The organism is Novosphingobium sp. (assembly GCF_025351285.1).
GTDB lineage: Bacteria > Pseudomonadota > Alphaproteobacteria > Sphingomonadales > Sphingomonadaceae > Novosphingobium.
Genome location: NZ_JANXWG010000150.1, coordinates 24208 through 50032 on the forward strand (window position 1 = coordinate 24208; position 25825 = coordinate 50032).

Annotated in this window: 28 protein-coding genes; 19 read left to right on the forward strand and 9 right to left on the reverse strand. The window is 62.2% G+C overall.

From position 1 onward, the window contains the following. Window positions 1-15: 15 nt before the first annotated feature. Window positions 16-1059 (reverse strand): phosphotransferase, encoded by a 1044-nt coding sequence (locus tag Q0R16_RS18180; protein ID WP_295639559.1) that lies wholly within the window; start codon window positions 1057-1059, stop codon window positions 16-18. A 177-nt stretch (window positions 1060-1236) separates the two neighbouring features. Here Q0R16_RS18180 and Q0R16_RS18185 point away from each other — a divergent pair, with 177 nt between their 5' ends. Both Q0R16_RS18185 and Q0R16_RS18190 read left to right on the forward strand, forming a co-directional pair. Beyond that, window positions 1237-1533, forward strand: coding sequence for a hypothetical protein (locus Q0R16_RS18185; protein WP_295639562.1), 297 nt, complete (start codon window positions 1237-1239; stop codon window positions 1531-1533). A 149-nt stretch (window positions 1534-1682) separates the two neighbouring features. Further along, entirely contained in the window at window positions 1683-1886 is a 204-nt protein-coding gene (locus tag Q0R16_RS18190; protein ID WP_295639565.1) for a hypothetical protein, read from the forward strand. A gap of 43 nt (window positions 1887-1929) precedes the next feature. On the opposite strand, the gene eno is transcribed toward Q0R16_RS18190, so the two are convergent. Further along, on the reverse strand, window positions 1930-3213 hold the full coding sequence (eno, locus tag Q0R16_RS18195) for a phosphopyruvate hydratase (RefSeq protein ID WP_295639568.1): 1284 nt from the start codon (window positions 3211-3213) through the stop codon (window positions 1930-1932). Window positions 3214-3354: 141 nt separating this feature from the next. Here eno and Q0R16_RS18200 point away from each other — a divergent pair, with 141 nt between their 5' ends. The 5 genes from Q0R16_RS18200 to Q0R16_RS18220 all read left to right on the forward strand — a co-directional run bounded on the left by Q0R16_RS18200 (window position 3355) and on the right by Q0R16_RS18220 (window position 5748). Then, entirely contained in the window at window positions 3355-4011 is a 657-nt protein-coding gene (locus tag Q0R16_RS18200; RefSeq protein ID WP_295639571.1) for a hypothetical protein, read from the forward strand. A gap of 147 nt (window positions 4012-4158) precedes the next feature. Further along, entirely contained in the window at window positions 4159-4545 is a 387-nt protein-coding gene (locus Q0R16_RS18205) for a phage holin family protein (protein ID WP_295639574.1), read from the forward strand. Further along, window positions 4542-4865 carry a hypothetical protein gene (locus Q0R16_RS18210; protein ID WP_295639576.1) on the forward strand — a complete coding sequence of 108 codons (324 nt, stop codon included), beginning with the start codon at window positions 4542-4544 and terminating at the stop codon, window positions 4863-4865. The genes Q0R16_RS18205 and Q0R16_RS18210 overlap by 4 nt, the downstream gene beginning before the upstream one ends. A gap of 16 nt (window positions 4866-4881) precedes the next feature. Continuing rightward, window positions 4882-5439, forward strand: coding sequence for a hypothetical protein (locus Q0R16_RS18215; RefSeq protein WP_295639579.1), 558 nt, complete (start codon window positions 4882-4884; stop codon window positions 5437-5439). Window positions 5440-5526: 87 nt separating this feature from the next. Further along, the gene (locus tag Q0R16_RS18220; RefSeq protein WP_295639582.1) at window positions 5527-5748 is read left to right on the forward strand and encodes a DUF4170 domain-containing protein; all 222 of its coding nucleotides are present in this window, start codon (window positions 5527-5529) and stop codon (window positions 5746-5748) included. Window positions 5749-5803: 55 nt separating this feature from the next. On the opposite strand, the gene greA is transcribed toward Q0R16_RS18220, so the two are convergent. From greA to carA, 4 genes are all read right to left on the reverse strand, one after another. Next, entirely contained in the window at window positions 5804-6280 is a 477-nt protein-coding gene (greA, locus tag Q0R16_RS18225; protein WP_295639585.1) for a transcription elongation factor GreA, read from the reverse strand. A 142-nt stretch (window positions 6281-6422) separates the two neighbouring features. Next, window positions 6423-9758 (reverse strand): carbamoyl-phosphate synthase large subunit, encoded by a 3336-nt coding sequence (gene carB / locus Q0R16_RS18230; RefSeq protein WP_295639588.1) that lies wholly within the window; start codon window positions 9756-9758, stop codon window positions 6423-6425. Beyond that, entirely contained in the window at window positions 9758-10531 is a 774-nt protein-coding gene (locus Q0R16_RS18235; RefSeq protein WP_295639590.1) for a hypothetical protein, read from the reverse strand. The genes carB and Q0R16_RS18235 overlap by 1 nt, the downstream gene beginning before the upstream one ends. Then, the gene (gene carA / locus Q0R16_RS18240) at window positions 10528-11796 is read right to left on the reverse strand and encodes a glutamine-hydrolyzing carbamoyl-phosphate synthase small subunit (RefSeq protein ID WP_295639594.1); all 1269 of its coding nucleotides are present in this window, start codon (window positions 11794-11796) and stop codon (window positions 10528-10530) included. The genes Q0R16_RS18235 and carA overlap by 4 nt, the downstream gene beginning before the upstream one ends. Before the next feature lie 139 nt (window positions 11797-11935). Between carA and Q0R16_RS18245 the strand changes: the two genes are divergently transcribed. From Q0R16_RS18245 to rpoD, 4 genes are all read left to right on the forward strand, one after another. After that, window positions 11936-12388 (forward strand): GatB/YqeY domain-containing protein, encoded by a 453-nt coding sequence (locus Q0R16_RS18245; RefSeq protein WP_295639597.1) that lies wholly within the window; start codon window positions 11936-11938, stop codon window positions 12386-12388. Between the two features lie 77 nt (window positions 12389-12465). Further along, window positions 12466-12822 carry a GIY-YIG nuclease family protein gene (locus tag Q0R16_RS18250; RefSeq protein ID WP_295639600.1) on the forward strand — a complete coding sequence of 119 codons (357 nt, stop codon included), beginning with the start codon at window positions 12466-12468 and terminating at the stop codon, window positions 12820-12822. Then, complete coding sequence (dnaG, locus tag Q0R16_RS18255) at window positions 12813-14669, forward strand: DNA primase (protein WP_295639603.1); 1857 nt, start codon at window positions 12813-12815, stop codon at window positions 14667-14669. Before Q0R16_RS18250 ends, dnaG begins: the two co-directional genes overlap by 10 nt. A gap of 44 nt (window positions 14670-14713) precedes the next feature. Further along, a complete protein-coding gene (gene rpoD / locus Q0R16_RS18260; RefSeq protein WP_295639606.1) occupies window positions 14714-16720 on the forward strand; it encodes an RNA polymerase sigma factor RpoD in 2007 nt (668 codons plus the stop codon). Between the two features lie 54 nt (window positions 16721-16774). On the opposite strand, the gene Q0R16_RS18265 is transcribed toward rpoD, so the two are convergent. Continuing rightward, window positions 16775-18472 carry a M20/M25/M40 family metallo-hydrolase gene (locus tag Q0R16_RS18265; protein ID WP_295639609.1) on the reverse strand — a complete coding sequence of 566 codons (1698 nt, stop codon included), beginning with the start codon at window positions 18470-18472 and terminating at the stop codon, window positions 16775-16777. A gap of 190 nt (window positions 18473-18662) precedes the next feature. Between Q0R16_RS18265 and rpiB the strand changes: the two genes are divergently transcribed. The 5 genes from rpiB to Q0R16_RS18290 all read left to right on the forward strand — a co-directional run bounded on the left by rpiB (window position 18663) and on the right by Q0R16_RS18290 (window position 21832). Beyond that, complete coding sequence (rpiB, locus tag Q0R16_RS18270) at window positions 18663-19115, forward strand: ribose 5-phosphate isomerase B (protein WP_295639612.1); 453 nt, start codon at window positions 18663-18665, stop codon at window positions 19113-19115. After that, window positions 19112-20425, forward strand: coding sequence for a serine hydroxymethyltransferase (gene glyA, locus Q0R16_RS18275; protein WP_295639615.1), 1314 nt, complete (start codon window positions 19112-19114; stop codon window positions 20423-20425). The genes rpiB and glyA overlap by 4 nt, the downstream gene beginning before the upstream one ends. A gap of 4 nt (window positions 20426-20429) precedes the next feature. After that, the gene (locus Q0R16_RS18280) at window positions 20430-20633 is read left to right on the forward strand and encodes a hypothetical protein (RefSeq protein ID WP_295639618.1); all 204 of its coding nucleotides are present in this window, start codon (window positions 20430-20432) and stop codon (window positions 20631-20633) included. Beyond that, complete coding sequence (nrdR, locus tag Q0R16_RS18285) at window positions 20634-21095, forward strand: transcriptional regulator NrdR (RefSeq protein WP_295639621.1); 462 nt, start codon at window positions 20634-20636, stop codon at window positions 21093-21095. Window positions 21096-21175: 80 nt separating this feature from the next. After that, window positions 21176-21832 (forward strand): TrmH family RNA methyltransferase, encoded by a 657-nt coding sequence (locus tag Q0R16_RS18290; protein WP_295639780.1) that lies wholly within the window; start codon window positions 21176-21178, stop codon window positions 21830-21832. A gap of 3 nt (window positions 21833-21835) precedes the next feature. Here Q0R16_RS18290 and Q0R16_RS18295 read toward each other — a convergent pair whose 3' ends face one another. After that, window positions 21836-22168, reverse strand: a complete 333-nt coding sequence (locus Q0R16_RS18295; protein ID WP_295639624.1) for a chorismate mutase — start codon at window positions 22166-22168, stop codon at window positions 21836-21838. 237 nt (window positions 22169-22405) lie between these two features. On the opposite strand from Q0R16_RS18295, the gene rpsD reads away from it, so the two are divergent. After that, window positions 22406-23020, forward strand: a complete 615-nt coding sequence (rpsD, locus tag Q0R16_RS18300; protein ID WP_295639627.1) for a 30S ribosomal protein S4 — start codon at window positions 22406-22408, stop codon at window positions 23018-23020. A gap of 189 nt (window positions 23021-23209) precedes the next feature. Further along, the gene (locus Q0R16_RS18305) at window positions 23210-23392 is read left to right on the forward strand and encodes a hypothetical protein (protein WP_295639629.1); all 183 of its coding nucleotides are present in this window, start codon (window positions 23210-23212) and stop codon (window positions 23390-23392) included. A 6-nt stretch (window positions 23393-23398) separates the two neighbouring features. Here the strand turns inward: Q0R16_RS18305 and Q0R16_RS18310 are convergent, their stop codons facing one another. Then, window positions 23399-25201, reverse strand: coding sequence for a S9 family peptidase (locus Q0R16_RS18310; protein ID WP_295639632.1), 1803 nt, complete (start codon window positions 25199-25201; stop codon window positions 23399-23401). Between Q0R16_RS18310 and Q0R16_RS18315 the strand changes: the two genes are divergently transcribed. Next, complete coding sequence (locus Q0R16_RS18315) at window positions 25191-25661, forward strand: hypothetical protein (RefSeq protein ID WP_295639635.1); 471 nt, start codon at window positions 25191-25193, stop codon at window positions 25659-25661. The genes Q0R16_RS18310 and Q0R16_RS18315 overlap by 11 nt on opposite strands. Window positions 25662-25825 lie beyond the last annotated feature (164 nt).

A 25825-nucleotide genomic window follows, 5' to 3' on the forward strand; every position in this document is an offset into this window, starting at 1 on the left:
TGCCAAAGGACGCGTTCAGGGATTGCGGGCCTTGTGCTTCAGCAACCCCAGGCTGTCGTGATCAAGAGCCAGTTCGCACGCACCCCGCGCCATCGACAGGAAGTTCTCATCGCCACGATCGGTTCGGACCACATTGGCCGAACTGAATACGGCGGTCGATACCCCGTGCAGTGCGCCAATGCGGTATTGGTCCATGAGGTCACGCGGAGCCAGCCGAACGTTGCGCAGCGCCATTGCTTCGGCGTACAACGCCAGCAATTCTTCCTCGTGTGGACGGCGAAGCGCGCTGCCAACGCCGCACCCGAGGAAATAGCCTATATCGGTAGGACCATCGCCGATCGCCACGGTTTGCCAATCGAGCACGGCGATCGGTTCGGCGCCGCCCTTGATGTCGAAAAGCATATTATCGAGCCGAAAGTCACCGTGAACAAGGCACGGCGCCTCGGGTTGACGCGCGAACCAAAGCTCTGCGTGATTCGCCAGACCTTCGCAGATTTCCATCAACTCCGGCGCGAGCAGATCGCTGTATCGTTCGCGGAACACGGCTTGTGCCTGGGGGTAAAGCGCCATCAGTTGCGCGCCGAGATCCGCGCGCGGTTGCAGCCACTGAGCGGAGAGAAGGTCAGAATTGCCGCGGCTTGGAGCGTGAAACGCTGCTGCCTCGACAATCGCAGCGCGTGCATCTTCGAGTGTACAACCTGCCAATTGATTGCCGCCGCGCGCCGGCCCCAGATCTTCGAACAAAATCAGGAATTCATCACCTTGCGCGGAGATCGCGGTGCCGATTGGAGTTGGAACACGCACCTCAAGATGACGAGCAAGTTCTTGATAAAATCCGACTTCCTTCCGGTAAAGCTGAAAGCTGGCCGCAGTCGCGCGGCTGGTCGGGTCGGGCGATGGCAACTTGATGACCAGCGTTGCCGGACCGGCATGACCCGCCCGATAGGACAGCGTCAGCCGAACGCTGTCACCCACCTGCCCTGTACCGAACCGCTGCCATCCAAAGCTTTCGACGGCGTCTGCAGCAGCAATGCCCTGGCCGCAAAGCTGCGCGTTCAACCACCCGATCGAGATCGCTTCGGGCGTAGTCGGAAATTCAGCCATCGTGTCTCTCACCATTCGCCCCGCTTTTATTGTGGCTGCGGAGTTGGGGGAACCTTATCCACCTGCACGCGGTTGTCATGTCATTAGGACAACGGTTGCCCACCCTGGAAAGCCACCGTCGGAAAGAATTCGATGAACGGACCGATCGAGTGGTTTGCACCGTTTGGTGCGATCATTGCGGCCGGCCTCCTGGCAGCAGACCTGGGGCGCCGCTGGACCGGCATCGGATTTCGGGTGTTCGTGGTGGTGTCGGTAGCCTGGATTTTATCGGGAACGATCAACCACACCATGCCGATTGTCGTTCAAAACGGCATTCTTCTGCTGATCAACGCCTGGGGGGTCTGGCAATTCCTGATCAATCCAAAGAAGAAAAAAGAGATCGAGCAGGCGGAGCAGATCGAGCAGCAAGCCCGGCAAGAGGTTTCATGATGGCTCCGGATTCGCTCCGAACCCGACCCGAAACCCGGCGAATGACGCTGAAATAGGTAGTGATCCGAGTGTGCACCGAACGAGAGCCATCAGATGATCACATTAAGCTCCACGCATACGAAACATATGCCCGCGCGAGGATGACCCTCATGATCAATGCCCAAAACCCGATCAACGGCCTGATAGCAGATCTTGAAGAGTGCCTGAGTCGCATCGACGGAACGGGCCAGGCGCTTGCCGGCGCGCATCTTTCATCGGCGATCGACAGCCTCAAGGCGGCGATGATCAATGGCCCACCTGTGGCAACTGCCTCCAGCGATCGCTGCAAGGCGAAACCGCTCACCTTTCACTAGGCCGCGCTTGATCGACGGTGATTCGGACCCGGCTGCCCTCCCGTCAGCGCATCCGGCTGTACACGCTGCTGCCCGGGTATACCGCTGCACCGCCCAGTTCTTCCTCGATACGGATCAACTGGTTGTACTTAGCCAACCGGTCCGACCGTGCCAGGCTGCCGGTCTTGATCTGGCCGCAGTTGGTTGCAACCGCCAGATCGGCGATGGTAGAATCCTCGGTTTCGCCCGAACGGTGGCTCATTACAGCAGTGTAACCCGCACGTTGCGCGATAGAAACTGCATCAAGAGTCTCACTCAACGTACCGATTTGATTGACTTTTACCAGCAACGAATTGGCAAGTCCCTTGCCGATGCCCATCGTCAATCGCTTGGGGTTGGTGACGAACAGATCGTCGCCGACGAGTTGGACCTTTTGTCCGATCTGGTCGGTCAGCGCTTTCCAGCCTTCAAAATCGTCCTCGCCCATGCCGTCTTCGACCGAGACGATCGGGTAGCTGTCGCACAACGCGGCCAGGTAATCGGCCATCGCCACCGGCGACAGGCTCAACCCCTCGCCGCTGATTTCGTATTTGCCGTTCCTGAAAAATTCGGTTGCCGCACAATCGAGTGCGATCGCCACTTCACTGCCCGGCTTGAACCCGGCCTTTTCGATCGAGGCCATGACGAAATCGAGCGCAGCGCGCGTGCTGGCAAGGTTGGGTGCGAACCCGCCTTCGTCGCCAACCGCCGTCGCCAGGCCCTGTTCGTGAAGCCCCTTCTTGAGCGTATGGAACACTTCAGCGCCCCACCGCACGGCTTCGGCCAGCGACGAAGCGCCGACGGGCACGATCATGAATTCCTGAAAATCGATCGGATTATCAGCATGTTCACCGCCATTGATGATATTCATCATCGGGACCGGCAGGACATGGGCGGAAACACCGCCGATGTAGCTGTAGAGCGGCAATCCGCGCGCCGCAGCAGCCGCTTTTGATACGGCAAGGCTGACACCCAGAATGGCATTGGCACCAAGCCGTGCCTTGTTTTCGGTACCATCCAGTTCGATCATCAGGTGATCGACATCGCGCTGGTCTTCAGCATCGACTCCGAGCAAGGCTTGCGCGATTTCGCCGTTCACGCCATCGATGGCCTTGAGCACGCCCTTGCCCAGGTACCGCGATTTGTCACCATCGCGCAATTCGACCGCTTCGTGCGCGCCCGTCGACGCGCCCGACGGAACCGCCGCGCGGCCCATGCTTCCGTCATCCAGCAGCACATCGACTTCAACCGTCGGGTTGCCGCGGCTGTCGAGTATCTGGCGGGCGTGGATATCGATGATCGCGGTCATATCTGTTCCCCCGGCAGCGCACGAGCATCGGCCCGCGCGCATGAGTTTCGGCGCGGCTCCTAAAGACTGGAACCGCGCCAGACAAGCAGCGTTCCTTGTTCTGCAACGGACAATGCCTATTTTGGTCTGGAGGCGCTATGGTTGGCGCCGCGCATCACAAATGGGGCCATCTCGACGGGACCGATTTTTGCCTTCTGCCGCGTGCCTGATCTTTGGACGCGCGGTGCTGCAACGTTCCAGTCGTTTATTGAAGGAAGGAATTCTAGCATGTCGGATTCAGAAGGCACCAAGGACGAGACTGTATCGACCAACACCGGCGATTCGGGGGCCGCAGAGGCCAAGAGCCGCTTCAATAAGGCGATCGAGGAAGCCAAGGCCGGCGTGGCCGCGCTCAAGGACGAAGCGCTCGAGCGTGGTGATGCCTACAAGACGCAGGCAACGGCCAAGGCCCAGGATTGGCAGGGCGAAGCCAAGACTTACGTCGACCAAGCGAAGGTCAAGGCAACTGCACTCGCCGTCGACGGCAAGGCGCGCGCGAGCGGTGCGCTCGGGACGGTAGGCAAGACGATCAACGAAACCGCCGGAACTATCGATGAAAAGCTCGGCGTCCAATACGGCGACTATGCCCGTACAGCCGCCAAATCGTTGCAGGACGTGGCAACGAAGCTGGACGAAAAAGACCTCGGTGAACTGGGCGAAGACGTGCGGACGTTCGTTCGCAAGAGCCCTGGCACCGCGATCGGCATCGCGGCCGTGGCCGGTTTTTTCATCGCGCGGCTGTTGCGTAGCGCCGATTGAGCAGATCGTGTGTGTGGTTCCCGGCGCGAGCAAGCCTTGCGCCGGGAACCTTGCGATCCAAACGTGCGCCTAGCGTGATCAAGTCAAACCCAGGCGTGATCAAGTCAAACATTGACAGCCTGCCGTTCCAGCAACCACGACCAGACCATGCGAAAGCCTGATCCCCTGCCCCAATCACAATCCCCGGCCGAAGATTCGGACCAGACGCTGTTTGGTTCGATCGGCAATCTGATCGAAGACGGGCATACGCTGCTCGAAACCGAATTGGATTATCAGCGCAAGCGCCTGAATTACGGGCTTGCGCGAAGCAAGGGTATCATCGGGCTGGTCCTGCTGGGGCTGGCCTTGCTGTTTTTCGCACTGATGGCGCTGATTGTCGGGCTGCTGCTTGCTCTGGCGCCGTTGCTGACGGCCTGGGGGGCGCTTGCGGCAGTGTTCGGCGGCATCGTGGTTGCGGCCGGTTCGAGCTTCGCTGTCGCTGCGATCAAGTTCCGCAAGACCAAGGCCGTGATATTAGGGACGGATAAGTCATGAGCGTCAAGCCTGGCGATATCGCGGCTGCGCGCGACTTGCGAGACGAAGCTCGTGCCATCGTCACCAAAAATTTCAGCGAAGCTCGATCTGATCTCTCTCCACAGACAATCACCAAGACAATCAAGAACAAGGCATCGAACGAAGCGATGCATCTGCTCGATGAAACCCGTGCCGTCGTCGCCGAGAACAAGTTTGTGATCGGCGGAACCATCGTGGCGCTTACGGCCTGGTTCGCGAAAAAACCGCTGATCGTGGCATTGCGCCGCGTTCCCCTGCCAAGGAAACTGGTGCCAAAGAAGCTGGAACGGCTTTGGCCTTAGCTCGTTAGGTAATCCTATGACCCAATCCACCAAAACAGAACTCGCCACTGACCGTTTGACCGAGCGCGTTGCACTCGCAAAATCCCGCGCGACGGCTCGTGCCGAACGCGCTGCGGAATCGGCAGCAAACGCCGGCAACGGTGCGATCGGCCTGATCAAAAAGCACCCGATCGTCACGGTTGGCGGCGCGCTCGTCGTCGGTGTCGTTGCGGCGCAATTGCTGCCCGGCAAGATCGGCACTGGCTCGCGCAAGAACTCGCGTCGCGCGTTCGAACTCGCGGCGGCGGCGGCTGAAATTGCCCTGGCTTACGGCAAGCGCGCGAGCGACTCTGCGGCTGAAACCGGCCGCGACAGCGCAATCAGGCTTGGCCATGCCGGACACGAATTCAGCGCCAAGACCACCGATCGTTTGAACGATCTCGCCAGCGAACTCGGCAACCGTTTGAGTGACACCGGCGATGTTGCGCGCAAGCGAGGCACCGAGCTGGCGGGCTCGGCCGCAGGCATGGCACGCGACGCCAGCGTAGTGGTTGCCCGCAAATTGCGTGATCTGGCGTCTAAACTCGATTCCTGAACGGTTGTCGGGCGCAGATCGCTTGCGCACTTGACCCAGTTTTGCCACTGGCCCGGGCACTTTCCTCTCCCGAAAGAAGGCCAGGCCATGCAGAAACTTCACCTCGTGATGGGTGGTCGCGTCAGCGATCCTCGCACGCTCGAATTCACGGACTTGCAGAAGATCGATTTCGTCGGGATTTTTCCCGATTACGCCAGCGCCGAAGACGCCTGGCGGGGCAAAGCTCAAAAGACCGTCGATGACGCAGAAATGCGCTACGTGATCGTCCATCTCCACCGGCTGCTCGAACCCGAAATGCCGGTAAAATAACAAAAAAGGGGAGCCGCAAGGCTCCCCTTTCCGATTCCGGCCGGATGGCGCCCGCTTAGATGAATTCGATCTTCTGGACCGAGTAAAAACGGTCACCAGACGGGACAGTCACTTCGATATCCTCATCAACCCGGCGCCCGATCAGCGCTCTGCCCAGCGGTGAATTGTAGCTGATCCGTCCAAGTTTGGCGTCGGCCTCGGCTTGCCCCACGATCTGGTAACGCACCGGCTTCTCGTCGTCATCAAGCAGCGTCACCGTGGCGCCAAACACGATCCGGTCGCCCGAAAGTGTGGTCGGGTCGATGATCTGCGCGCGGCTGATGCGGTCTTCGAGGTCGGAGATCGTGGCTTCGACCTGGCCCTGCCGTTCTTTCGCGGCATGATATTCGGCATTTTCCGACAGATCGCCGTGAGCACGTGCTTCTTCGATCGATTCTACGATTCTAGGCCGCTCTTCGCGGAGCGCCTTGAGCTCGCCGGTCAGCTTTTCGTAGCCTTCCGCCAGCATCGGCAGCTTTTCAGCAGTCGCCATTGCAATCCTTTCGCATTCCGTAAATCAGAACGACACCGCAAGGCACGGACATCGATGGTAGCAAACGAACCATCGCACCGCCGCCGCCGTCACGCGTCGGATCGGCTCCCGCCCCACAGCCATGTCGTGAACATGTTTGAGATCAGCTATAATAGGCCTGCAAAGACTTCACTTCAAGTTCAGCCGTCCGCATGGCCTCGATTGCTTCCGATGCGGCGACGCTGGCCGCAGCGGTCGTGAAGTACGGCACTTTGCCATGCAACGCCGAACCGCGGATCGATTGCGAATCCTTGTGGCTTTGCCAGCCTTCGGTCGTGTTGAAGATCAGCGCGATGTTGCCGTCGATAATGCGGTCGACAATGTGCGGCCGCCCTTCGGCCACCTTGTTCACCCGCTCGACCACAACCCCGGCATCAGCCAGGAAGCGTTGCGTGCCGCTGGTCGCCACAATGGTGAATCCCAGCGCGGACAAACGCTGCACCGCAGGCAGGATCTGCTGCTTGTCTCCATCCTTGACCGATACGAACACTGCCCCGGCCTGCGGCAGGATCATACCTGCGCCAAGCTGAGCCTTGGCAAAGGCCACCGCGAAATTCGCATCGATTCCCATAACTTCGCCGGTGGACTTCATCTCGGGTGATAACACCGGATCGACGCCCGCAAAGCGCGCAAACGGGAAGACCGCTTCCTTCACCGCCATATAATCGATGTCGCGCTTGATCGGTGGCAGGTCCTTGAGCTTCTCGCCCGCCATCAGCCGCGCTGCATACTTGGCGATCGGCTGGCCGATCGCCTTGGCGACAAACGGCACCGTGCGGCTGGCACGCGGGTTGACCTCGATCAGGTACACGAGCGACTTACCGTCTTCCTCCTTGACCGCGAACTGAACGTTCATCAGTCCGCGCACGTTGAGCGCCTTGGCCAGCACGATCGCCTGCCGCTCGATCTCGGCCACGACTTCGTCGGACAGGCTGTAGGGCGGCAAGCTGCAAGCTGAATCGCCCGAATGGATGCCGGCTTCCTCGATGTGCTGAAGAATGCCCGCCACCACCACGTCGTCGCCATCGGCAAGCGCATCGACGTCACATTCGATCGCATCGCGCAGATACTGGTCGATCAGCACCGGGCTGTCGCCCGACACGCGGACGGCGGTGGCGATGTAGTCATCGAGTTGCGCCTGGCTGTCGACGATTTCCATCGCGCGTCCGCCCAGCACGTAGGACGGGCGCATCAGCACCGGGTAACCGATCCGTTCGGCCACCGCGATCGCCTCGTCGCGGCTGCGGGCGATGCCGTTTTCGGGCTGGAGCAGCCCCAGCTTCTCGACCAGCTTGGCGAAGCGTTCACGGTCTTCGGCCAGATCAATCATGTCGGGCGAAGTGCCGAGGATCGGGATGCCCGCGTCCTCGAGCGCCTGCGCCAGCTTGAGCGGGGTCTGCCCGCCGAACTGCACGATCACGCCGACCAGTTCGCCGCGCGATTGTTCGACCGCCAGGATTTCCAGAACGTCCTCAGCGGTCAGTGGTTCGAAGTAGAGCCGATCGGACGTGTCGTAATCGGTGCTGACCGTTTCCGGGTTGCAGTTGATCATGATCGTTTCGTAGCCGGCATCGTCCAAGGCGAAGCAGGCGTGGCAGCAGCAGTAATCGAACTCGATCCCCTGCCCGATGCGGTTCGGTCCGCCGCCCAGGATCACGATCTTGCGGCGATCCGATGGCATGGCCTCGTTCTCGGGCTCGCCGAACAATGGGCCTTCGTAAGTCGAGTACATGTAGGGCGTAACCGCCTCGAACTCGGCCGCACAGCTATCGATGCGCTTGAACACCGGGCGGACGCCCAAACGGTGGCGCAGTTCGCAGACTTCGGCCTCGCTGGTTGCGCCGGCCATGGCCTTGAGCGCATCGTGGAGCAGGCCCGAGCGCTTGGCCTGGGTTTCGCCCAAACCGCCCGCAACGCCCACCGAACGCACCGCCAAAGTGGCGAGGCGCTTGTCGGAGAAGCCCATCGCCTTCAGGCGGCGCAGTCCGGGCGCGTCGATCGGCAGCCCGTTGCCAAGGATCACGGCTTCTTCGGCGATGATTTCCTCGATGTGCCGCAGGAACCACGGATCATATTTGGTGACCGCGTGGATGTCCTCGACGCTCATTCCCTCGCGGAACGCCTGGCCGGCCACCAGCAGCCGTTCGGGCGTGGCGCGCGACAGCGCGGCGTTGATCTCGTCGCGGTTGGCGCCTTCCAGTTCGGGGATGCGGTTGAAGCCGTCTAGCCCGGTTTCAAGGCCTCGCAGCGCTTTCTGCAGACTTTCCTTGAAGTTCCGGCCGATGGCCATGACTTCGCCGACAGACTTCATCGCGGTGCCGAGCAGCGGTTCGGCGCCCTTGAACTTTTCGAACGCGAAGCGCGGGATCTTGGTGACGACGTAGTCGATCGTCGGCTCGAAGCTGGCAGGGGTGGCGCCGGTGATGTCGTTGGTGATCTCGTCGAGCGTGTAGCCCACCGCGAGCTTGGCCGCGACGCGCGCGATCGGGAAGCCGGTGGCCTTCGATGCCAGCGCCGATGACCGCGAAACGCGCGGGTTCATCTCGATCACGATCAGCCGCCCGTCCTTCGGGTTGACTGCGAACTGTACGTTCGAACCACCTGTTTCTACACCGATTTCCCGCAGGACCGCGATCGATGCATTGCGCATGATCTGGTATTCCTTGTCGGTCAGCGTCAGTGCCGGGGCGACGGTGATCGAATCGCCGGTGTGGACGCCCATCGGGTCGACGTTCTCGATCGAGCAGACGATGATGCAGTTGTCCTTGCGATCGCGGACCACCTCCATCTCGTACTCTTTCCAGCCGAGCAGCGATTCGTCGATCAGCACCTCGTTGGTCGGCGAAGCGTCGATACCGCTGCGCACGATCGCCAGGAATTCCTCGCGGTTGTAGGCGATGCCGCCGCCGGTGCCGCCCATCGTGAAGCTGGGGCGGATGACCGCGGGCAAGCCGGTGCGCGCCAGAACTTCGAGCGCTTCCTCGGTGCTGTGCGCGATGCCCGAACGGGCGGATTCGAGCCCGATCTTGTCCATCGCGTCGCGGAACTTCATCCGGTCTTCGGCCTTGTCGATGGCTTGCGCATCGGCGCCGATCATCTGGCAGCCGTACTTTTCGAGCGTGCCGTCGCGCGCCAGCGCCAGCGCGGTGTTGAGCGCGGTCTGCCCGCCCATCGTCGGCAGGACGGCGTCAGGCCGTTCCTTGGCGATGATCTTGGCGACGATTTCGGGCGTGATCGGCTCGACATAAGTCGCGTCGGCCATGTCGGGATCGGTCATGATCGTGGCGGGGTTCGAATTGACGAGGACCACGCGGTAGCCCTCCTCCTTCAGTGCCTTGACCGCCTGCGTGCCCGAATAATCGAACTCGCAAGCCTGGCCGATGATGATCGGCCCGGCGCCGATGATCAGGATCGAGGAGATGTCAGTGCGTTTGGGCATTATTTTCCAACGATATGTTCGACTAAGAGTTCAAGCAATTTTTTCGCTACGACACCCAACGCGGTGTCTTTGTACTTTTCGCTTATTTGGACGAGCATTTTTATTAATGTCTCGTAAATCAAGTAAATGCGAACAGAATGTGATCTAATCAGTTCTCGTCCTGCCGCAAGTTGAGCCAAAAACCGCTCATGTAAAGCTGCATCGCCATCAAATGCGTTAACTTTGCATAATTCTTGCCTTACACCCTCGGCAGCTTCATCAATTTCGTCACGCTGATTATCATCTATGGAGACAATACGATCAGATGCAGGAATATCTAACTGGCGTTCTTCATACACGGTTTCCGACAATGCGCCGTCAGGTCCACCATCATGTGCTGCAGCTTCGTATTCGGCTATGACCCTCGACAGTGCAGCTTTCGTGGCACTCTCGCCGAGCCTAGAAAGACGAAGCGCAACTTCATTTGTGTTCAAGAAGTTGATAGCGTTTCTATTTTTTTCTTCTTCATTGATTCGAAACCATTTTCCGGTGTAGCGATCGCCTTCAAATTCAAGCACGTGTTCGGATTTATATTCGACCAACAATTGCATTAGATCGTTTTTGAAGATTGAATGGTCAACTTCGAACCCGAAATGGCTAAATGATCTAGACAAAAATATATTGAACGTATCCAGAAGATCTTCTTCGCTGATCCAAGCACCATTGTGGATCAGTGAAAAATTGCCCGTCCGCGAAAAAGCATGGAGCGCAAATCTGAGATAATCGCCCCTCACCCCAACATCCCCACAAACCGCTCGAACAAGTAGAAACTGTCCATCGGCCCTGGGCTGGCCTCGGGGTGGTACTGCACCCCGAAGGCGCGCTTGCCGGTGATCGCGATGCCACAATTCGAGCCGTCGAACAGCGAGACGTGGGTTTCGGTCACGCCTTCGGGCAGCGTGGTGTTGTCGACCGCGAAGCCGTGGTTCATCGAGGTGATCTCGACCACGCCGTCTTCCAGCCGCTTGACCGGGTGGTTCGCGCCGCGGTGGCCCTGATGCATCTTGGCGGTCTTCGCGCCGGCGGCAAGGCCGAGCATCTGGTGGCCCAGGCAGATCCCGAAGATCGGCACGTCGCGTTCGAGCAGGCCCGCGATCACCGGCACGGCATAAGTGCCGGTCGCGGCGGGATCGCCCGGGCCGTTGGAGAGGAACACGCCCGCGGGTTCCATCGCGAGGATCGCGTCGAGCGGGGTTTCGGCAGGAACCACCGTCACTTGCGCGCCGGCTTTCACCAGGTTCCTGAAGATGTTGTCCTTCGCGCCGTAGTCGATCGCGACGACGTGCGGCCGTCCAGAGCCAACCCCGTTGGTGTCGAGCGAAGTCGAGACACCATCGCCCGGCATCTCGACTTCGCTCGATGCGAACGGAGCTTGGGTGTTGTGGCCTTTATCTTCGGCCTCATAGCCTTGACCCAGCGTCCACACCCCGCCTTCCCAGCCCTCGTCACCCTTGCGCGTGACCAGCTTGGCGAGGTCCATGCCTTCCAGCCCCGGCCAACCTTGCGCGCGGGCGATCAGCGCGGGAATGTTGAACAGTCCTGCCGGATCGTGCGCGATCACCGAGTTGGGGGCGCCCGACAAGCGAATGCGGCGGGTCAGCGCGCGGGTATCGAGCCCGGCCAGCCCGATTTTGCCGTGCTTTTCGAGCCATTCACCGAACGTGGCCTCGCTGCGGAAGTTCGAAGGTGCGGTCACGTCCTCGCGCACGATGCAGCCGACGGCGCCCGGCACGTCGTGGCTTTCCATGTCTTCGGCATTGGTGCCGACGTTGCCGATGTGCGGGAACGTGAAGGTGACGATCTGCCCGGCGTAGGAGGGATCGGTCATCACCTCCTGGTAGCCGGTCATCGCGGTGTTGAAGCACACCTCGCCCACCGCGCTGCCCACCGCGCCGAAGCCCTTGCCCCACGCCACCGAACCATCGGCCAGCACTAGGACGCCCGTTGCGCCCTTCGGCTGAGGGATTTGGGGCGCGTGCGTGGTGGCGGGGTCGGCCATGCTTGGGGGCGCTCCGTTTTCAGATTCTGGCGATGTTGCTAAGGGGCGGCGGCTAGACCCCTCGCCCCGCAGCGTCAACCTAGCGGGGGAGGATTTTTCGGCCTACATCCACCGATCGCATCAGAAAGCAGACACAACCATGATCCGTGATTCCATCAAGGCCGCGCAAGTGACCGCCATGAAAGCCGGCGACAAGCCGCGCCTGGCCGCCGTGCGGCTGATTCTCGCCAAGCTGAAAGACAAGGATATCGAACTGCGCACGGCATCGGTGGTGCCGGAGGACGATATTATCGTGGTCGATGTGTTGCAGAAGATGGCCAAGCAGCGCCGCGAATCGATCGCGCTTTATGTTCAGGGCAATCGGCAGGAACTTGCGGAAGTGGAAGCTGCGGAAGTCGCGGTGATCGAGGAGTTTCTGCCCGCGCGGATGTCGGTGGAGGATACCAAGGTCGCGATCGAGGCGATCAAGAGTGAATTGGGCGCATCGGGCATGAAGGATATGGGCAAAGTCATCGCCGAACTGAAGGCGCGGCATGGCACCATGCTTGACATGGGCGCGGCGAGCGGGCTGGTGAAGGCGGCGCTGGCGTGATGACTTGCCGTCTCGGCCACGCTCCCCTCTCCGTTCGTGTCGAGCGAAGTCGAGACACGTCGAGCGCAGACTGACCGATGGCGTTCTGGGTTTACATCCTGCGCTGCGCTGACGGCAAATATTATACCGGACATACCGACGATCTGGAGCGCCGGATCGCGCAGCACGAGGTAGGTGGTTTCTGCGACTTCACGTCACGCCGCCGGCCCGTTCATTTGATCTGGTCAGAGGCGGTTGGCACGCGGGATGAGGCCCTGGCAGCGGAGTTGCGGGTCAAGAAGTGGTCGCGTGCCAAGAAGGAGGCGCTGGCGGTGGGCGATTGGGACAAGGTTTCGTTTTTTTCCCTGCCGCCGCGTGAGCGTGTCTCGACTTCGCTCGACACGAACGGATATGTTGGTGCTGTTGCCAGCGCGGAGGGGCCCCCATGGCGCTGACCCCACAATGGCTGGATGAATTGCGCACGCGCGTCACGCTTTCGGGCGTGATCGGGCGGACGACGCGCATCCAGAAGGCGGGGCGCGAGTGGAAGGCGTGTTGCCCGTTCCACAATGAGAAGACGCCCAGTTTCACGATCAACGACGAGAAGGGCTTCTACCACTGCTTCGGCTGCGGCGCGCACGGTGACGTCATCCGCTGGATGACCGACCAGCGCGGGTTGCCGTTCATGGATGCGGTGAAGGAACTGGCGGTCGAGGCGGGGATGGAAGTGCCCGCACCCGATCCGCGCGCGGCCGAGCGCGCGGTTCAGCAGCAGTCGTTGCACGACGTCATGGCGGCGGCGCAGGCGTTTTTCGTCGAGCGGCTGGCGAGCGATGCTGGGGCCGAGGCGCGGGCTTATCTGGCGCGGCGCGGTTTTCCGGCGGCGATCGTGCGCGAGTTCGGGTTCGGCTTTGCTCCTGACAGCCGCACGGCGTTGAAGGCCGCACTGCCGCAGTTTCCGGTTCCGATGCTGATCGAGGCCGGGCTGCTGATCTCGGTTGAAGATCGCGATCCCTACGATCGGTTCCGCAACCGGTTGATGCTGCCGATCACCGATGCGCGCGGGCGGGTGATCGCGTTCGGCGGACGCATTCTCGACGCAGCCAAGACTGACGCGCCGAAGTACCTGAACTCGCCCGAAACTCCGTTGTTCGACAAGGGCCGCACGCTCTACAACCTGCAACGCGCCGCACCCGCATCGCGCACATCGGGGCGGATCGTGGTGGTCGAAGGCTATATGGACGTGGTCGCGCTGGCGGCGGCGGGGATCGGCGAGGCGGTCGCGCCGCTCGGCACCGCGCTGACCGAGGAGCAGATCGAGCGGCTGTGGCGGGTGCACGAATGCCCGGTGCTGTGCTTCGATGGCGACGCCGCGGGCAAGCGTGCGGCGATGCGCGCTGCAACTCGCGCGCTGCCGTTGCTGCGGCCGGGGCATTCCATGCGCGTGGTCACGCTGCCCGAGGGGCTCGACCCCGACGACTTGATCAAGCGCGACGGACCGTCCGCGATGCAGGCGGCGCTGGCGGGCGGGCGCAGCCTGGTCGAACTGGTGTGGGAGGCCGAGCGCGAGGCGCTGGCGCTGGTCACACCTGAAGACAAGGCTGGGCTGAAGGCGCGGCTGCTGGATCATGTGAGCACGATCGCGCATCCCGATATCCGCTCGCTTTACCGGCGCGACCTGCTCGAACGGTTCGACGCATTTGCCTTCGCGCCGCGCGAACGCAAGCCGTGGAACCCGGCGGATCGCCAGCCGTGGACCGGCAAGGGTGGTCGCACACCGCCCGAGCAGGTGCTGTCGCCCACCAACCGCGCGCAGATGCGCCGCGTGGGATCAAGCGACACGTTACTGTCGGCGGTGATCGCCGGGCTGATCCTACATCCGGCCGCGCTTCCCTCGCTGGCGGAGACACTCGCGCGGGTGGCAACCGATGATGAACGGCTGGGCGCGCTGGTGGGGTTGCTGATTTCGCTCTCCGATCGTCGCGATATGCTTGAAACTGCTGGGATCGAAACCATATTGGCAGAGCGACGGTTGAAACCTCCGGCGCCTTCCGATTACGCCGGCGTGCGGCTTGGCTTCCTCGATCCGGCTTGTCCGGACCCGCTGGCGGACCTGACCGAAGCGCTCGGACTGCTGGTCGATCGGCCTGCGCTGGACGAGGCCATCGAAAGAGCGACAGAGCGGTTGGTTATGGAGAATACGGACGAGGCTTTCGAGGAGCAGCAGCGGTTGCTGAAACGAAAGCTGGCATTCGAGCAACGCTTGTTGCAAATGGCCCGCTCGGCGGCCGAACAAAACTAGCGGCCCGTTCGGGGACCCGGACAAATTCGAGGTAATATCTGCGGATGGCGACGACTTCAAACGACGGTGGCGATGCACCGCTGATCGATCTCAACGATGCTTCGGTCAAGAAGCTGCTGGCGCGCGCCAAGCGTCGCGGCACGATCACCTATGACGAACTGAACGAGGCGCTGCCGCAAGACCAGATGACGTCCGAGCAGATCGAGGACATCATGGCCGCGATCAGCGAGATGGGCGTCAACATCGTCGAAAGCGACGAGGACTCGGTCGACCCAGAGGACAAGAACGCCGAAGACGAGGCCGATGAGGCCGATACCGTCGACGAGCGCCCGGATCTCGTCAAGAAAAAGGAAATCATCGAGCGCACCGATGATCCGGTGCGGATGTACTTGCGCGAAATGGGCGCGGTCGAACTGCTCAGCCGCGAGGGCGAAATCGCCATCGCCAAGCGGATCGAAGCCGGGCGCGACACGATGATCATGGGGCTGTGCGAAAGCCCGATCACCTTCCACGCGATCATCCAGTGGTCCGAAGCGCTCAACGCCGGCGAAATGCAGTTGCGCGAGATCCTCGATCTCGACGCGATGCTGTCGAAGGAACCCGCGCCCGAAAACCTGACCGAAGACGGCGAGGAAGCCGACGGTGAAATCACCGCCGCCACCGCTGGCCCTTCGTTCAAGGAAGAGGAAGAGGTCGAGGAAGAACCCGCGGCCGCCAGCGACGATGACGACGACCAGGTCGAACGCCGCGCGCGCCAGCCGGTCGAGGAAGAGGAAGAGGACAACACCCTCAGCCTCGCGCAGATGGAAGCGCAGCTCAAGCCAGAGGCGCTCGAGAAGTTCGCCCACATCACCGGGCTGTTCCGCAAGTTCGAGAAGATCCAGGGCGACCGGCTCAATGCCATGGGCGCGGGCAACGATTTCCCCGCGTCACGCGAACGCACTTATCACCAGTTGCGCGAAGACCTGACCGCGCAAGTCGAATCTGTGCAGTTCCACGCCTCGAAGATCGAATACCTGGTCGACAACCTCTATGCGTTCAACCGGCGCCTGACCGCGCTGGGCGGCCAGATGTTGCGGCTGGCCGAACGCCACAAGGTGCCGCGCAAGGACTTTCTCGACAACTACGTCGGGCACGAACTGGATGACGGCTGGTTGTCGTCGCTCGCCACGCGCGACAAGAAGTGGGCCGCGTTCGCGGCCAACGAGCTTGAGCCGGTCGAGCGCATCCGCGCTGAAATCGCCGATATTGCGGCCGCCACTGGCATGTCGCTCGGCGAATTCCGCCGCATCGTCAACATGGTCCAGAAAGGTGAGCGCGAAGCGCGCATCGCCAAGAAGGAAATGGTCGAGGCGAACCTGCGGCTCGTGATTTCGATCGCCAAGAAATACACCAACCGTGGCCTGCAGTTCCTCGATCTCATCCAGGAAGGCAACATCGGCCTGATGAAGGCGGTCGACAAGTTCGAGTACCGCCGCGGCTACAAGTTCAGCACGTATGCCACGTGGTGGATCAGGCAGGCGATCACGCGCTCGATTGCCGACCAGGCGCGCACCATCCGCATCCCGGTCCACATGATCGAGACGATCAACAAGCTGGTGCGCACCAGCCGGCAGTTCCTCCACGAACAGGGCCGCGAGCCTACGCCCGAGGAAATGGCCGAGCGCCTGTCGATGCCGCTCGAAAAAGTGCGCAAGGTGATGAAGATCGCCAAGGAGCCGATCAGCCTCGAAACGCCGATCGGCGACGAGGAGGATTCGCACCTGGGCGATTTCATCGAGGACAAGAACGCGATCATTCCGGTCGACGCGGCGATCCAGGCCAACCTCAAGGAAACGGTCACCCGCGTCCTCGCCAGCCTGACCCCGCGCGAAGAACGCGTGCTGCGCATGCGCTTCGGCATCGGCATGAACACCGATCACACGCTGGAGGAAGTCGGCCAGCAGTTCTCGGTGACGCGCGAACGCATCCGCCAGATCGAAGCCAAGGCGCTGCGCAAGCTCAAGCACCCGAGCCGCAGCCGCAAGATGCGCAGCTTCCTCGACCAGTAATTCGGCCCCAATCAGTGATCCTGCAAAGGCCCCGCTCCGGCGGGGCCTTTCGTATCAGTGCTTGGTATCGGCGTAGGCTGCCACCGTATCTGCCAGCGGTGCAAAGCGGACAGAGAGCGCCAGCCCGGCCGCTGCCAGCAACAGCACGCCACCTGTCAGTCGCGCGGTTCGCCGTGGCAACTGCGGCCACAACGGCAGCAGCGCAAGCATGGCAATCGCCAGCGGCAAGGCGGTCAGCATCGGCAATGTTGCTCCGACGCCTTGCATGATCTGGTGCGCCAGCGCGAGCATGTAGCCCGATACCAGCGCACCGATCATCGCGAGCAGGCCGAACCCGATTGCCACTCGTAAACGGTCAGCGATCACCAGCGAAAGGCCGACAAGCGCCAGCGGAACCACCACGAAATATGCGGCAGTCGGCGCCAGCGCCTGAGCGACGATGCCCAGCACCACCAGAGGCAGTGCTGCGCCCACCGCTCCCGCCTTGCCAGGCTTCCAGCTTGCCAGAACCAGCGCAACGGCTGCGCCCGTCACAAGCAGGGAGAGTGCTTCTAGCCGGGGAATGGCCGCCAGCCTGTCGTAATAGTTCGGTGGACCCGCCTTTAGCGAAAGCCAATTGAAGGCATAAAGCAGCGCCGCAGCGAGCGCGATCAGTCCAGTCATCCGTGCCGCACCGGTCCCCAGCCCTGCAACGCCGTTGCTGCGCAGCGCCATCACCAAGCCAGCCCCTGCAAGGCCGAGCATGATCCAGCCAGTCCAGACGGAATAGATCGCCAGACCGAACCCGAAGAGATCGAAGAAGACTGCGTCCGGCGCACGACCAGGCAGGGCATCGGCGGCAAGCAGCCCGTTCGTCAGCCCCAGCACCTGATCGCCCATGTCCTGCAACGCGCCCCGGTCAAGCCGGTCGGGCGTTGCGCGCGGCGAGTGATACAATGCAGATCGGCCGATAAAGGCGAAATTGTAGCTGGTGTATGGACCTTTGAGCGTCGGTGTCAGGTCGGTATCGTTGGGCAGGATACGGTAGAGAAACACCGCGAGCGACCCCGCGCTCGGCCGCGCCACGTGCTGTGCGAACAGCGCCATCGCCGCGCCGTTGGCTGGAGAGGTCTGGAACATCGCGGTTCGGCCGCCCCCTCCGCGCGCCTCCATGTTGACGATCGCACCGACCTTTAGCCGAAGCGGATTGCCCGCGAAGAAGGCGCGCGCACCCTGCAAGCCCAGTTCCTCGCCATCGGTGAACAGCACCACCAGATCGCGGCGCGGCTGTCCTGCAGCGCGGATTGCGCGTACCACCTCCAGCGTGGCGGAGACGCCGGCGGTATCATCCGCCGCGCCGGGTGAGCCCCAGACGGTATCATGGTGCGCCATGAGCATGACCGCGGGCAACGACCGATCTTGTCCGGGTAGCACTCCGATCAGATTTATCAGCGGCTTGGGCGGCTCGGCATGGCCGGTCCAGCGCGCATACTTGGCAGTACCGCGCGCATCGACCAGACCGGCGCTGCTGGATGAAACGTCCAGGCCCAGCGCCTGCATGCGCGCGATCAGAAACCCGCGCACTTTTTCGTTTTCCGCCGAGCCCGTGGGGTGCGGCGCGCTGGCGACCCGCCGCACATCGCTCATCGCACGTTCGGCAGAAAACGCTGTCATCGCGGTTGCTGCGCTCTTGGGCGAAGGCGGTGTCGTAGCAATAATGGCGAGCGCAATGCCGCCCAATACCGCCGCCAGCCAGCCTGCGAACTTGCCCATTGCGTCCCTCCCGTTTCGCGCGGTGCTGAACCGCCGGCAGGCCAGAGTCAAATCGGCGTCACCCCGACCCGGTGGCACTTCGCCCCTTCGGGCAGGTGCTGGGGAAAGCTGCGCCCTCTGCGCTGGCAATGCGACAATAGCGCTACTATGGGGACGCAACGATTCCCCGCGCAACCAAAGGCCCGCCGCAATGCGCATCGCGATTGCTTCCGATCATGCCGCGTTCGAGCTCAAGGCCGAACTCGCCGCAGCGCTGCGTGAGTGGGGCCATGATGTGCTCGATCTCGGGCCGGAGACGGCCGATCGCGTCGACTATCCCGATTATGGCTACAAGCTCGCCGCCGCCATTGCGGATGGACGCGCCGAACGCGGCGTGGCGCTGTGCGGCAGTGGCATCGGCATCTCGATCGCGGTCAACCGCAACCCCGCCTGCCGCTGTGCGCTGGTCAACGATCCCTATTCGGCCGCACTCGCGCGCGAACACAACGATGCGAACGTCGTCGCGATGGGCGCACGCCTGATCGGGATCGACATGGCCAAGGCCTGCCTGCAAAGCTTCCTCGCCGGAACTTTTGCCGGCGGGCGCCATGGCCCGCGCGTCGAAAAACTGTCCCATCCTCCCTTTGCAGGAGCCTTCGCATGACCGAGACCGCCCTTGCCCGGCCAGCAATCCGTTCGACCGGCTTCTTCACCGGCCATCTCGCCGAAACCGATCCCGCAGTGTTCGCGGCGATCCGTGGTGAATTGCACCGCCAGCAGACCAAGATCGAACTGATCGCCAGCGAGAACATCACCAGCCTCGCCTGCCTCGAAGCCGCGGGCTCGGTGCTGACCAACAAGTACGCCGAAGGTTATCCGGGCAAGCGCTATTACGGCGGCTGCGAATTTGCCGACGTGGTCGAAACGCTGGCGATCGAGCGCGCCAAGGAACTGTTCGGCAGCCAGTTCGCCAACGTCCAGCCCAATTCGGGCAGCCAGATGAACCAGGCGGTGTTCCTGGCGCTGCTGCAGCCTGGCGACACCTTCATGGGGCTCGATCTCAACTCGGGCGGGCACCTGACGCACGGCTCGCCCGTCAACATGAGCGGAAAGTGGTTCAAGCCGGTTGCTTACGGCGTGCGCCGCGAAGATCACCAGATCGACATGGACGAGGTTCGCCGGCTTGCGCACGAGCACAAGCCCAAGCTGATCATCGCCGGCGGCACCGCTTATTCGCGCGTATGGGACTGGCAGGCCTTCCGCACCATCGCTGACGAGATCGGCGCCTGGTTGCTGGTCGACATGTCGCACATTTCGGGCCTCGTCGCGGGCGGGGCGCATCCCTCGCCGATCCCGCACGCGCATGTCACGACCACCACCACGCACAAATCATTGCGGGGCCCGCGTTCGGGCGTGATCCTCACCAACGACGAGGCGCTGGCCAAGAAGATCAACATGGCGGTGTTCCCGGGCATGCAGGGCGGCCCGCTGATGCACATCGTCGCCGCCAAGGCGGTCGCCTTCGCCGAAGCGCTCAAGCCCGAATTCAAGGCTTATGCGCACCAGATCGTCGCCAATGCCCGTGCGCTGGCCGCCAGCCTGCAGGAAGCCGGACTCGGCATCGTGTCGGGCGGCACCGACAACCACTCGATGCTCGTCGATCTCACCCCCAAGGATGTGACCGGCAAGGCCGCCGAAAAGGGCCTCGATCGCGCTTGGCTGACGTGCAACAAGAACGGCATCCCGTTCGACACCCGCTCGCCCTTCGTCACGTCGGGCATCCGCCTGGGTACGCCGGCGGGCACCACGCGTGGGTTCGGCGAGGCCGAGTTCGCGATCATCGGCAAACTGATCGCCGAAGTTGTGGACGGCCTGTCGCGCAACGGCGATGAAGGCGATGGCCAGGTAGAACAGCGCGTCCGCGACCGCGTGGCCGAACTGTGCGGCGCTTTCCCCATTTACCCGGAGCTTTGACGCCATGGACAACGACGATCTCGCCAGCCGCGCCAAGACCGAGATTTCGGGCATGGCCAAGGACGGCATGCGCCACCCGTCGACCAAGCCGGTGCTGATCGGCGGCGGCATCGGCGCCGTGGCCGCCGCGCTGCTGCCGCATATCTCGATCCCGGTCGGCCTGATCGCCGGCGCGGGCTTTGCGCTGTGGCAGCGGATCAAACGCTAAGTGCGGTGCCCGTTCTGTGCGCATGACGACAGCCAGGTAAAGGACAGCCGGCCGAGCGAGGACAACACCTCGATCCGCCGGCGCCGCCAGTGCGAAAGCTGCGGCGCGCGCTTCACCACGTTCGAGCGCGTGCAATTGCGCGAAGTGACCGTGGTCAAGAAGGACGAAAAGCGCGAGGCGTTCAACCGCGCCAAGATCGAGGCCAGCGTCGCCATCGCATGCCGCAAGCGCGGGCTTGCGCAGGAACGGCTGGACCAGTTGGTTTCGGGCATCCAGCGCCAGATCGAGACGATGGGCGAAAGTGAAGTCCACGCGCAGGCGATCGGTGAAATGGTCATGGAAGGCCTGCGCCAGCTCGACAGCGTGGCCTATATCCGCTTCGCCAGCGTCTATCGCGACTTCACCGAAGCGAAGGACTTCGAGCAATTCGCCAGCACCGTGCGCGAAGTCGGGTTGGACTGAGCGTGGCTGTCGCTCCGCCGCCGGTGTTCGTGCTGGTCCGCCCGCAACTGGGCGAGAACATCGGCAAGGCCGCGCGTGCGATGCTGAACTTCGGGCTAAGCGAAATGCGGCTGGTCGCGCCGCGCGATGGCTGGCCCAACCCCTCGGCCGGGCCGGCGGCTGCGGGTGCCGACGCCGTGCTCGAACATGCCAAAGTGTTCGATACGGTGGCAGAAGCAGTGGCCGATTGCGCGCACGTCTATGCCACCACGGTGCGCAAGCGCGGGGTGACCAAGCCGGTCTACACGCCCGACGCCGCCGCGCGCGAAATCACCACCGACGGCGCCCGCAGCGCGATCTTGTTCGGGCCCGAACGCTCGGGTCTTGAGACTGACGATGTGGCCTTGGCGCGCACGATTATCACGGTGCCGGTCAATCCCGAATTCGCCTCGCTCAATCTGGCGCAGGCGGTGGTCTTGTGCGCTTACGAATGGTCGAAGCTGGCGGGCGAAGCACTGGCGCAGCCAACTGTGGAAGACCTGCTGCCACCCGCGCCGCAGGAACAATTCGAAGGCATGTTCGCGCAACTGTGCGCGATGCTGGAACCGCGCGACTATTTCTACCCGCATTCGCGCGCAGTGGCCACGCGGCGCACTTTGCGCACGATGCTGACGAAGCCGGGCTGGACTCACCTGGAACTGCGCACCTTCCGCGGCGTGCTGACCACGCTGGCGCGCGATCTGGAACGCCGCAAGTAAGCGCTAATCGCCGATCACCCGCAGCCGGGCATGCGCCTGGCGCTGCAATGCGATCGAGGCATCGGTCAGCCGGTCCCACATATCGGCAACCAGCCCCACCGGCACGTTCTGTTCGAAAGCCAGCTTGCGCGCGGCGAGGATCAATTGGCGATGCCAGGCTTCGTCGGACAAATCGTCGGCGCAAGGGAAGTGCGCGGGGTTGCGCATCAGCGCAAAGCGACGCGACAGCAGCTCGATCAGCGCGCGGTCGATCGTATCGAGTTCTGCGTGCACGTCTTCGAGCGACCCCGGCGTAGCGGTCGTCTGCGAATCACTGTGCGGTTGCGCGTGCCCCATGAGGGTGTTCCTACTCCAAACTCACCAAGCCTTATGTGCGCCCTGCCCTTGACAATTGGTTTATTCTCTGGTCGGGACGCCACTCGCAATGGGCCCCGCACCCCGGTGAAGCGGTGGCCGCGTTCGACTTCCCTGGATATCCCCACAGGATCGCCACAGAAGCTCGTTTCGGAGCAATGCCGGGTTCAACGCGCGGGCGGATTGTCGCGCCGCGTCAGTTTATTGGAGACACGCGCCATGTCGAAGCGTCATGAATCAAAGCACAAGATCGACCGCCGCCTCGGTGAAAACATCTGGGGCCGGCCCAAGAGCTCGGTCAACCGCCGCAGCTATGGCCCTGGCCAGCACGGCCAGCGCCGCAAGAGCAAGGTTTCGGACTTCGGCATCCAGCTCCGCGCCAAGCAGAAGCTTCGCGGCTACTACGGCGACGTTACCGAAAAGCAGTTCAAGCGCACTTACCAGGAAGCCGCGTCCATGAAGGGCGATACCGGGCAGAACCTGATCGGCCTGCTCGAACAGCGGCTCGACATGGTGTGTTACCGCGCCAAGTTCGCACCCACCATCTTCGCTGCGCGCCAGATCGTCAGCCACGGCCACATCCGCGTCAACGGCGTGAAGTGCAACATCGCCTCGCGCCGCGTGCGTCCGGGCGACGTCGTCAGCCTGGGTGACAAGGCCAAGGAAATGGCGCTGGTTGCCGAAGCACAGTCGCTGGCCGAACGCGAAATCCCCGATTACGTTGCGGTCGACGGCAACGACAAGATCACCTTCAGCCGCGTACCGACCCTTGAGGACGTGCCCTATCCGGTGAAAATGGAACCGAACCTCGTGGTCGAGTTCTACTCGCGCTGATCGGCTTTCGCTGACCCACGCCCGCCCCGTTCGGGCAGGGCGGCTGAATATATCCGAACACATGATAAGGCGGGGCCATTGGCTCCGCCTTATCTTTTGAAATTGAACGGTTTTCGGGAACTACCAAGCCACCACCAGCGTATGCGGATTGTCACTGCACAATCGCGCTATCAACGGTAGAACCAAGGCATGTTCCGCTTCATCACGCCGCATCGTACGGGCAAGTGGTATCCCGATCTCACCACCGCGCAGCGCCAGGCGATGGCGATCGGCGCCGGGTTCTATGAACCGCGCAGCGGGCAGTTCATTCAGTATCCGGGTACCACGCTGGAACAGTGCGATGGCAATACGCCGCCAGGCCACGCTGCCTGACAGGACTTATCCGCCGAACGCCTTCTTCAGGAACGCATTGCTTTCGCTGAGCAGCCGCGTCCGTGCCTGGCCGTCAGCCAGTTGATGATCAAGTCCGGGAAATTGCACCAGCGTAACCGACTTGCCCGCGTCCTTGAGCCGATCCGCCATGAAGCGCGATTCCTCGGCGTTGACGTTCTGGTCCTTGTCGCCGTGGAACAGCAAAACCGGCACCGTGATCCTTGCTGCGTTCTGCGCGGGCGATCCTTCACGCACGTGCGGTCCCTGCCCGATGAAGTCGCTGACCAGCTTGAAACTGGTAAAGCCTTCTGATTCCTGCCGCAGGTGCTCCAGATCGGTTACCGGCGCCACTGCCACGATTGCCTTGTAAAGCCCCGGATCCAGCACACCGCTCTGCAGCGCGGCATATCCCCCGTAAGACCAGCCGACGATTGCCAGCTTCTTGGGGTCAGCGATGCCCTGCTTGATCAGCCAGCGCCCGGCATCGTCGACATCGCCGATCGCAGTGCGCCATGATTGAAAGCCGTTCTTCTGGTAAAAGTCGGCGCCATAACCCGATGACCCGCGATAATTGGGCTGAAGCACGGCGTAGCCATGGTTCGCGTAATACTGCACCAGCCAGTCGAAGCCCCACTCATCGCGCGAGGAAGGTCCGCCGTGCGGCATGACGATGGCGGGAAGGTTTCGACCACTGCTGCCCGGCGGAAGCGTCAGGTAACCGGGTATTTGCGTGCCATCGCCGGCAGCGAAGGTAATCGGCTTCATTGTCCCCATCGCCACGCCGGCAAGTGGCGGGCGAACAGGCAGGACTTCGGCGAGTTGCCGGGTGGCCTTGTTGAACAGGTAGAACTTGCCGGGATCGACATCGCTCGACGCCAACAGCAACAGCTTGCTCTCGTCTGCGCTGGAATCGACGAAGTCGACCGCCGGGTTACCCGGCAGTGCCTTTTGCAGCGCCGCCGAAAGCGCTTTCAACTGCGGATCGAAGAACGCGATAGTGCGCTTTTCGGTTGCATAGCTTGCACCAACGACGCGCCGATCGCGACCGATCTGGACAAGGCTATCGACGTCCACATCCGGACGCGACAGCACAAGCGTGCGCGTACCGCTGCCGTTGAGCGCCATGCTGTAAAGCGCCAGCCGCCCATCTATTTGATCGAAGCCATAAGCCAGGTCCTTGGCCGGATCGACCGCATAAGGATTGAACCCTGTGGACCTGCCTTGCGCCACTACCCGCACTTCGGACAGCGGCAGCCAATCCCTCGATCCGGCCTTCCGGTAGGAATAGGAAATCAGGTTCGTCAACCGGTCGGATCCATTGAACCCCTGGCGCCCCATGATCCGCACATCACCCCGGCCATTGGCAATGTATTCGCGAGCATCGCGTTTGGGTCGCTCTACAAGGTTGCGCTTGAGCGAGACGACGTCGACATCTTCGACCCCGAGCCCTTCGTCGGACTTGTTGATCAATGTCCCGATATCGGTCTTTGGCTCGAAATCACGGTTCATCAGCACATGGCCCGGCGTCCCGCCGGGGACGTTCCAATCGATCACCGATCCGGCGTACTGCAACACATTGAGCGCGCGATCGGTGGCATTGCGGGTCACCATTACACGGTTGCTGCCATCGGCGTTGAGCGCAAACATCCGGCTGAACCCGACAAGCCGCCCCGTCCCGTCATCGACCGCGCCACGGATCAGGCACAACAGCCGGTTGTCGGTAGCCCAGCGGCAAAACGACAGTGTTTCAGTTCCACCAGGCTCGACCAGCGCGGCTTTCGCTTCACCGCCGGACGCAATGTTTGCCACGAGCAAGACTTGCCCACCGCCCGGCCGCGGGCTTATCCACGCCACCTTGCTTCCATCCGGCGACAGCGAAATCTGGCTGACCGCCTCCAGCGCTCCGAATTTTGCGGCCGAGCCATCGACAGTTTGCGCCGAAGAAGCGGTTGTACAGATCCCAGCCAGCAAAACGGCAGCCAAAGTCATCGAATGCTTCATCAAACCCTCCCCGAACACTCGCATCCTGACGAAATCGACGGCGAGTTCAAGCACTTCCAAACAATCTCGCCATATCGGATGGATTGATTCGACTTTTGGTCACAAGCCCTGCGTCTTGCGTGACTGGTCGACACTCACGTTCTGGTCGGTGCTTCCCTGGCACAGCAGCACTGGAACCGTGATCCTTGACGCGTTGCGTGCAGACGAGCCTTCGCTGACATGCGGCGCGTTGCCGATCTGGCGATCGACCAAGGGAAAGCTCGAATAATCGCGGTATTCGGCCACTTAGCTGGCGCCAACCACGCGCTGCTTGCGTCCGATCCGCACCAGGTCATCGACGTCGACATCGGGCCACGGCAGCGCGATGATCGCAACGTGCTTGCCATCGCGTGAAAGGCTCATATCGAGCACCGCTTCGCACGCCCCGAACCT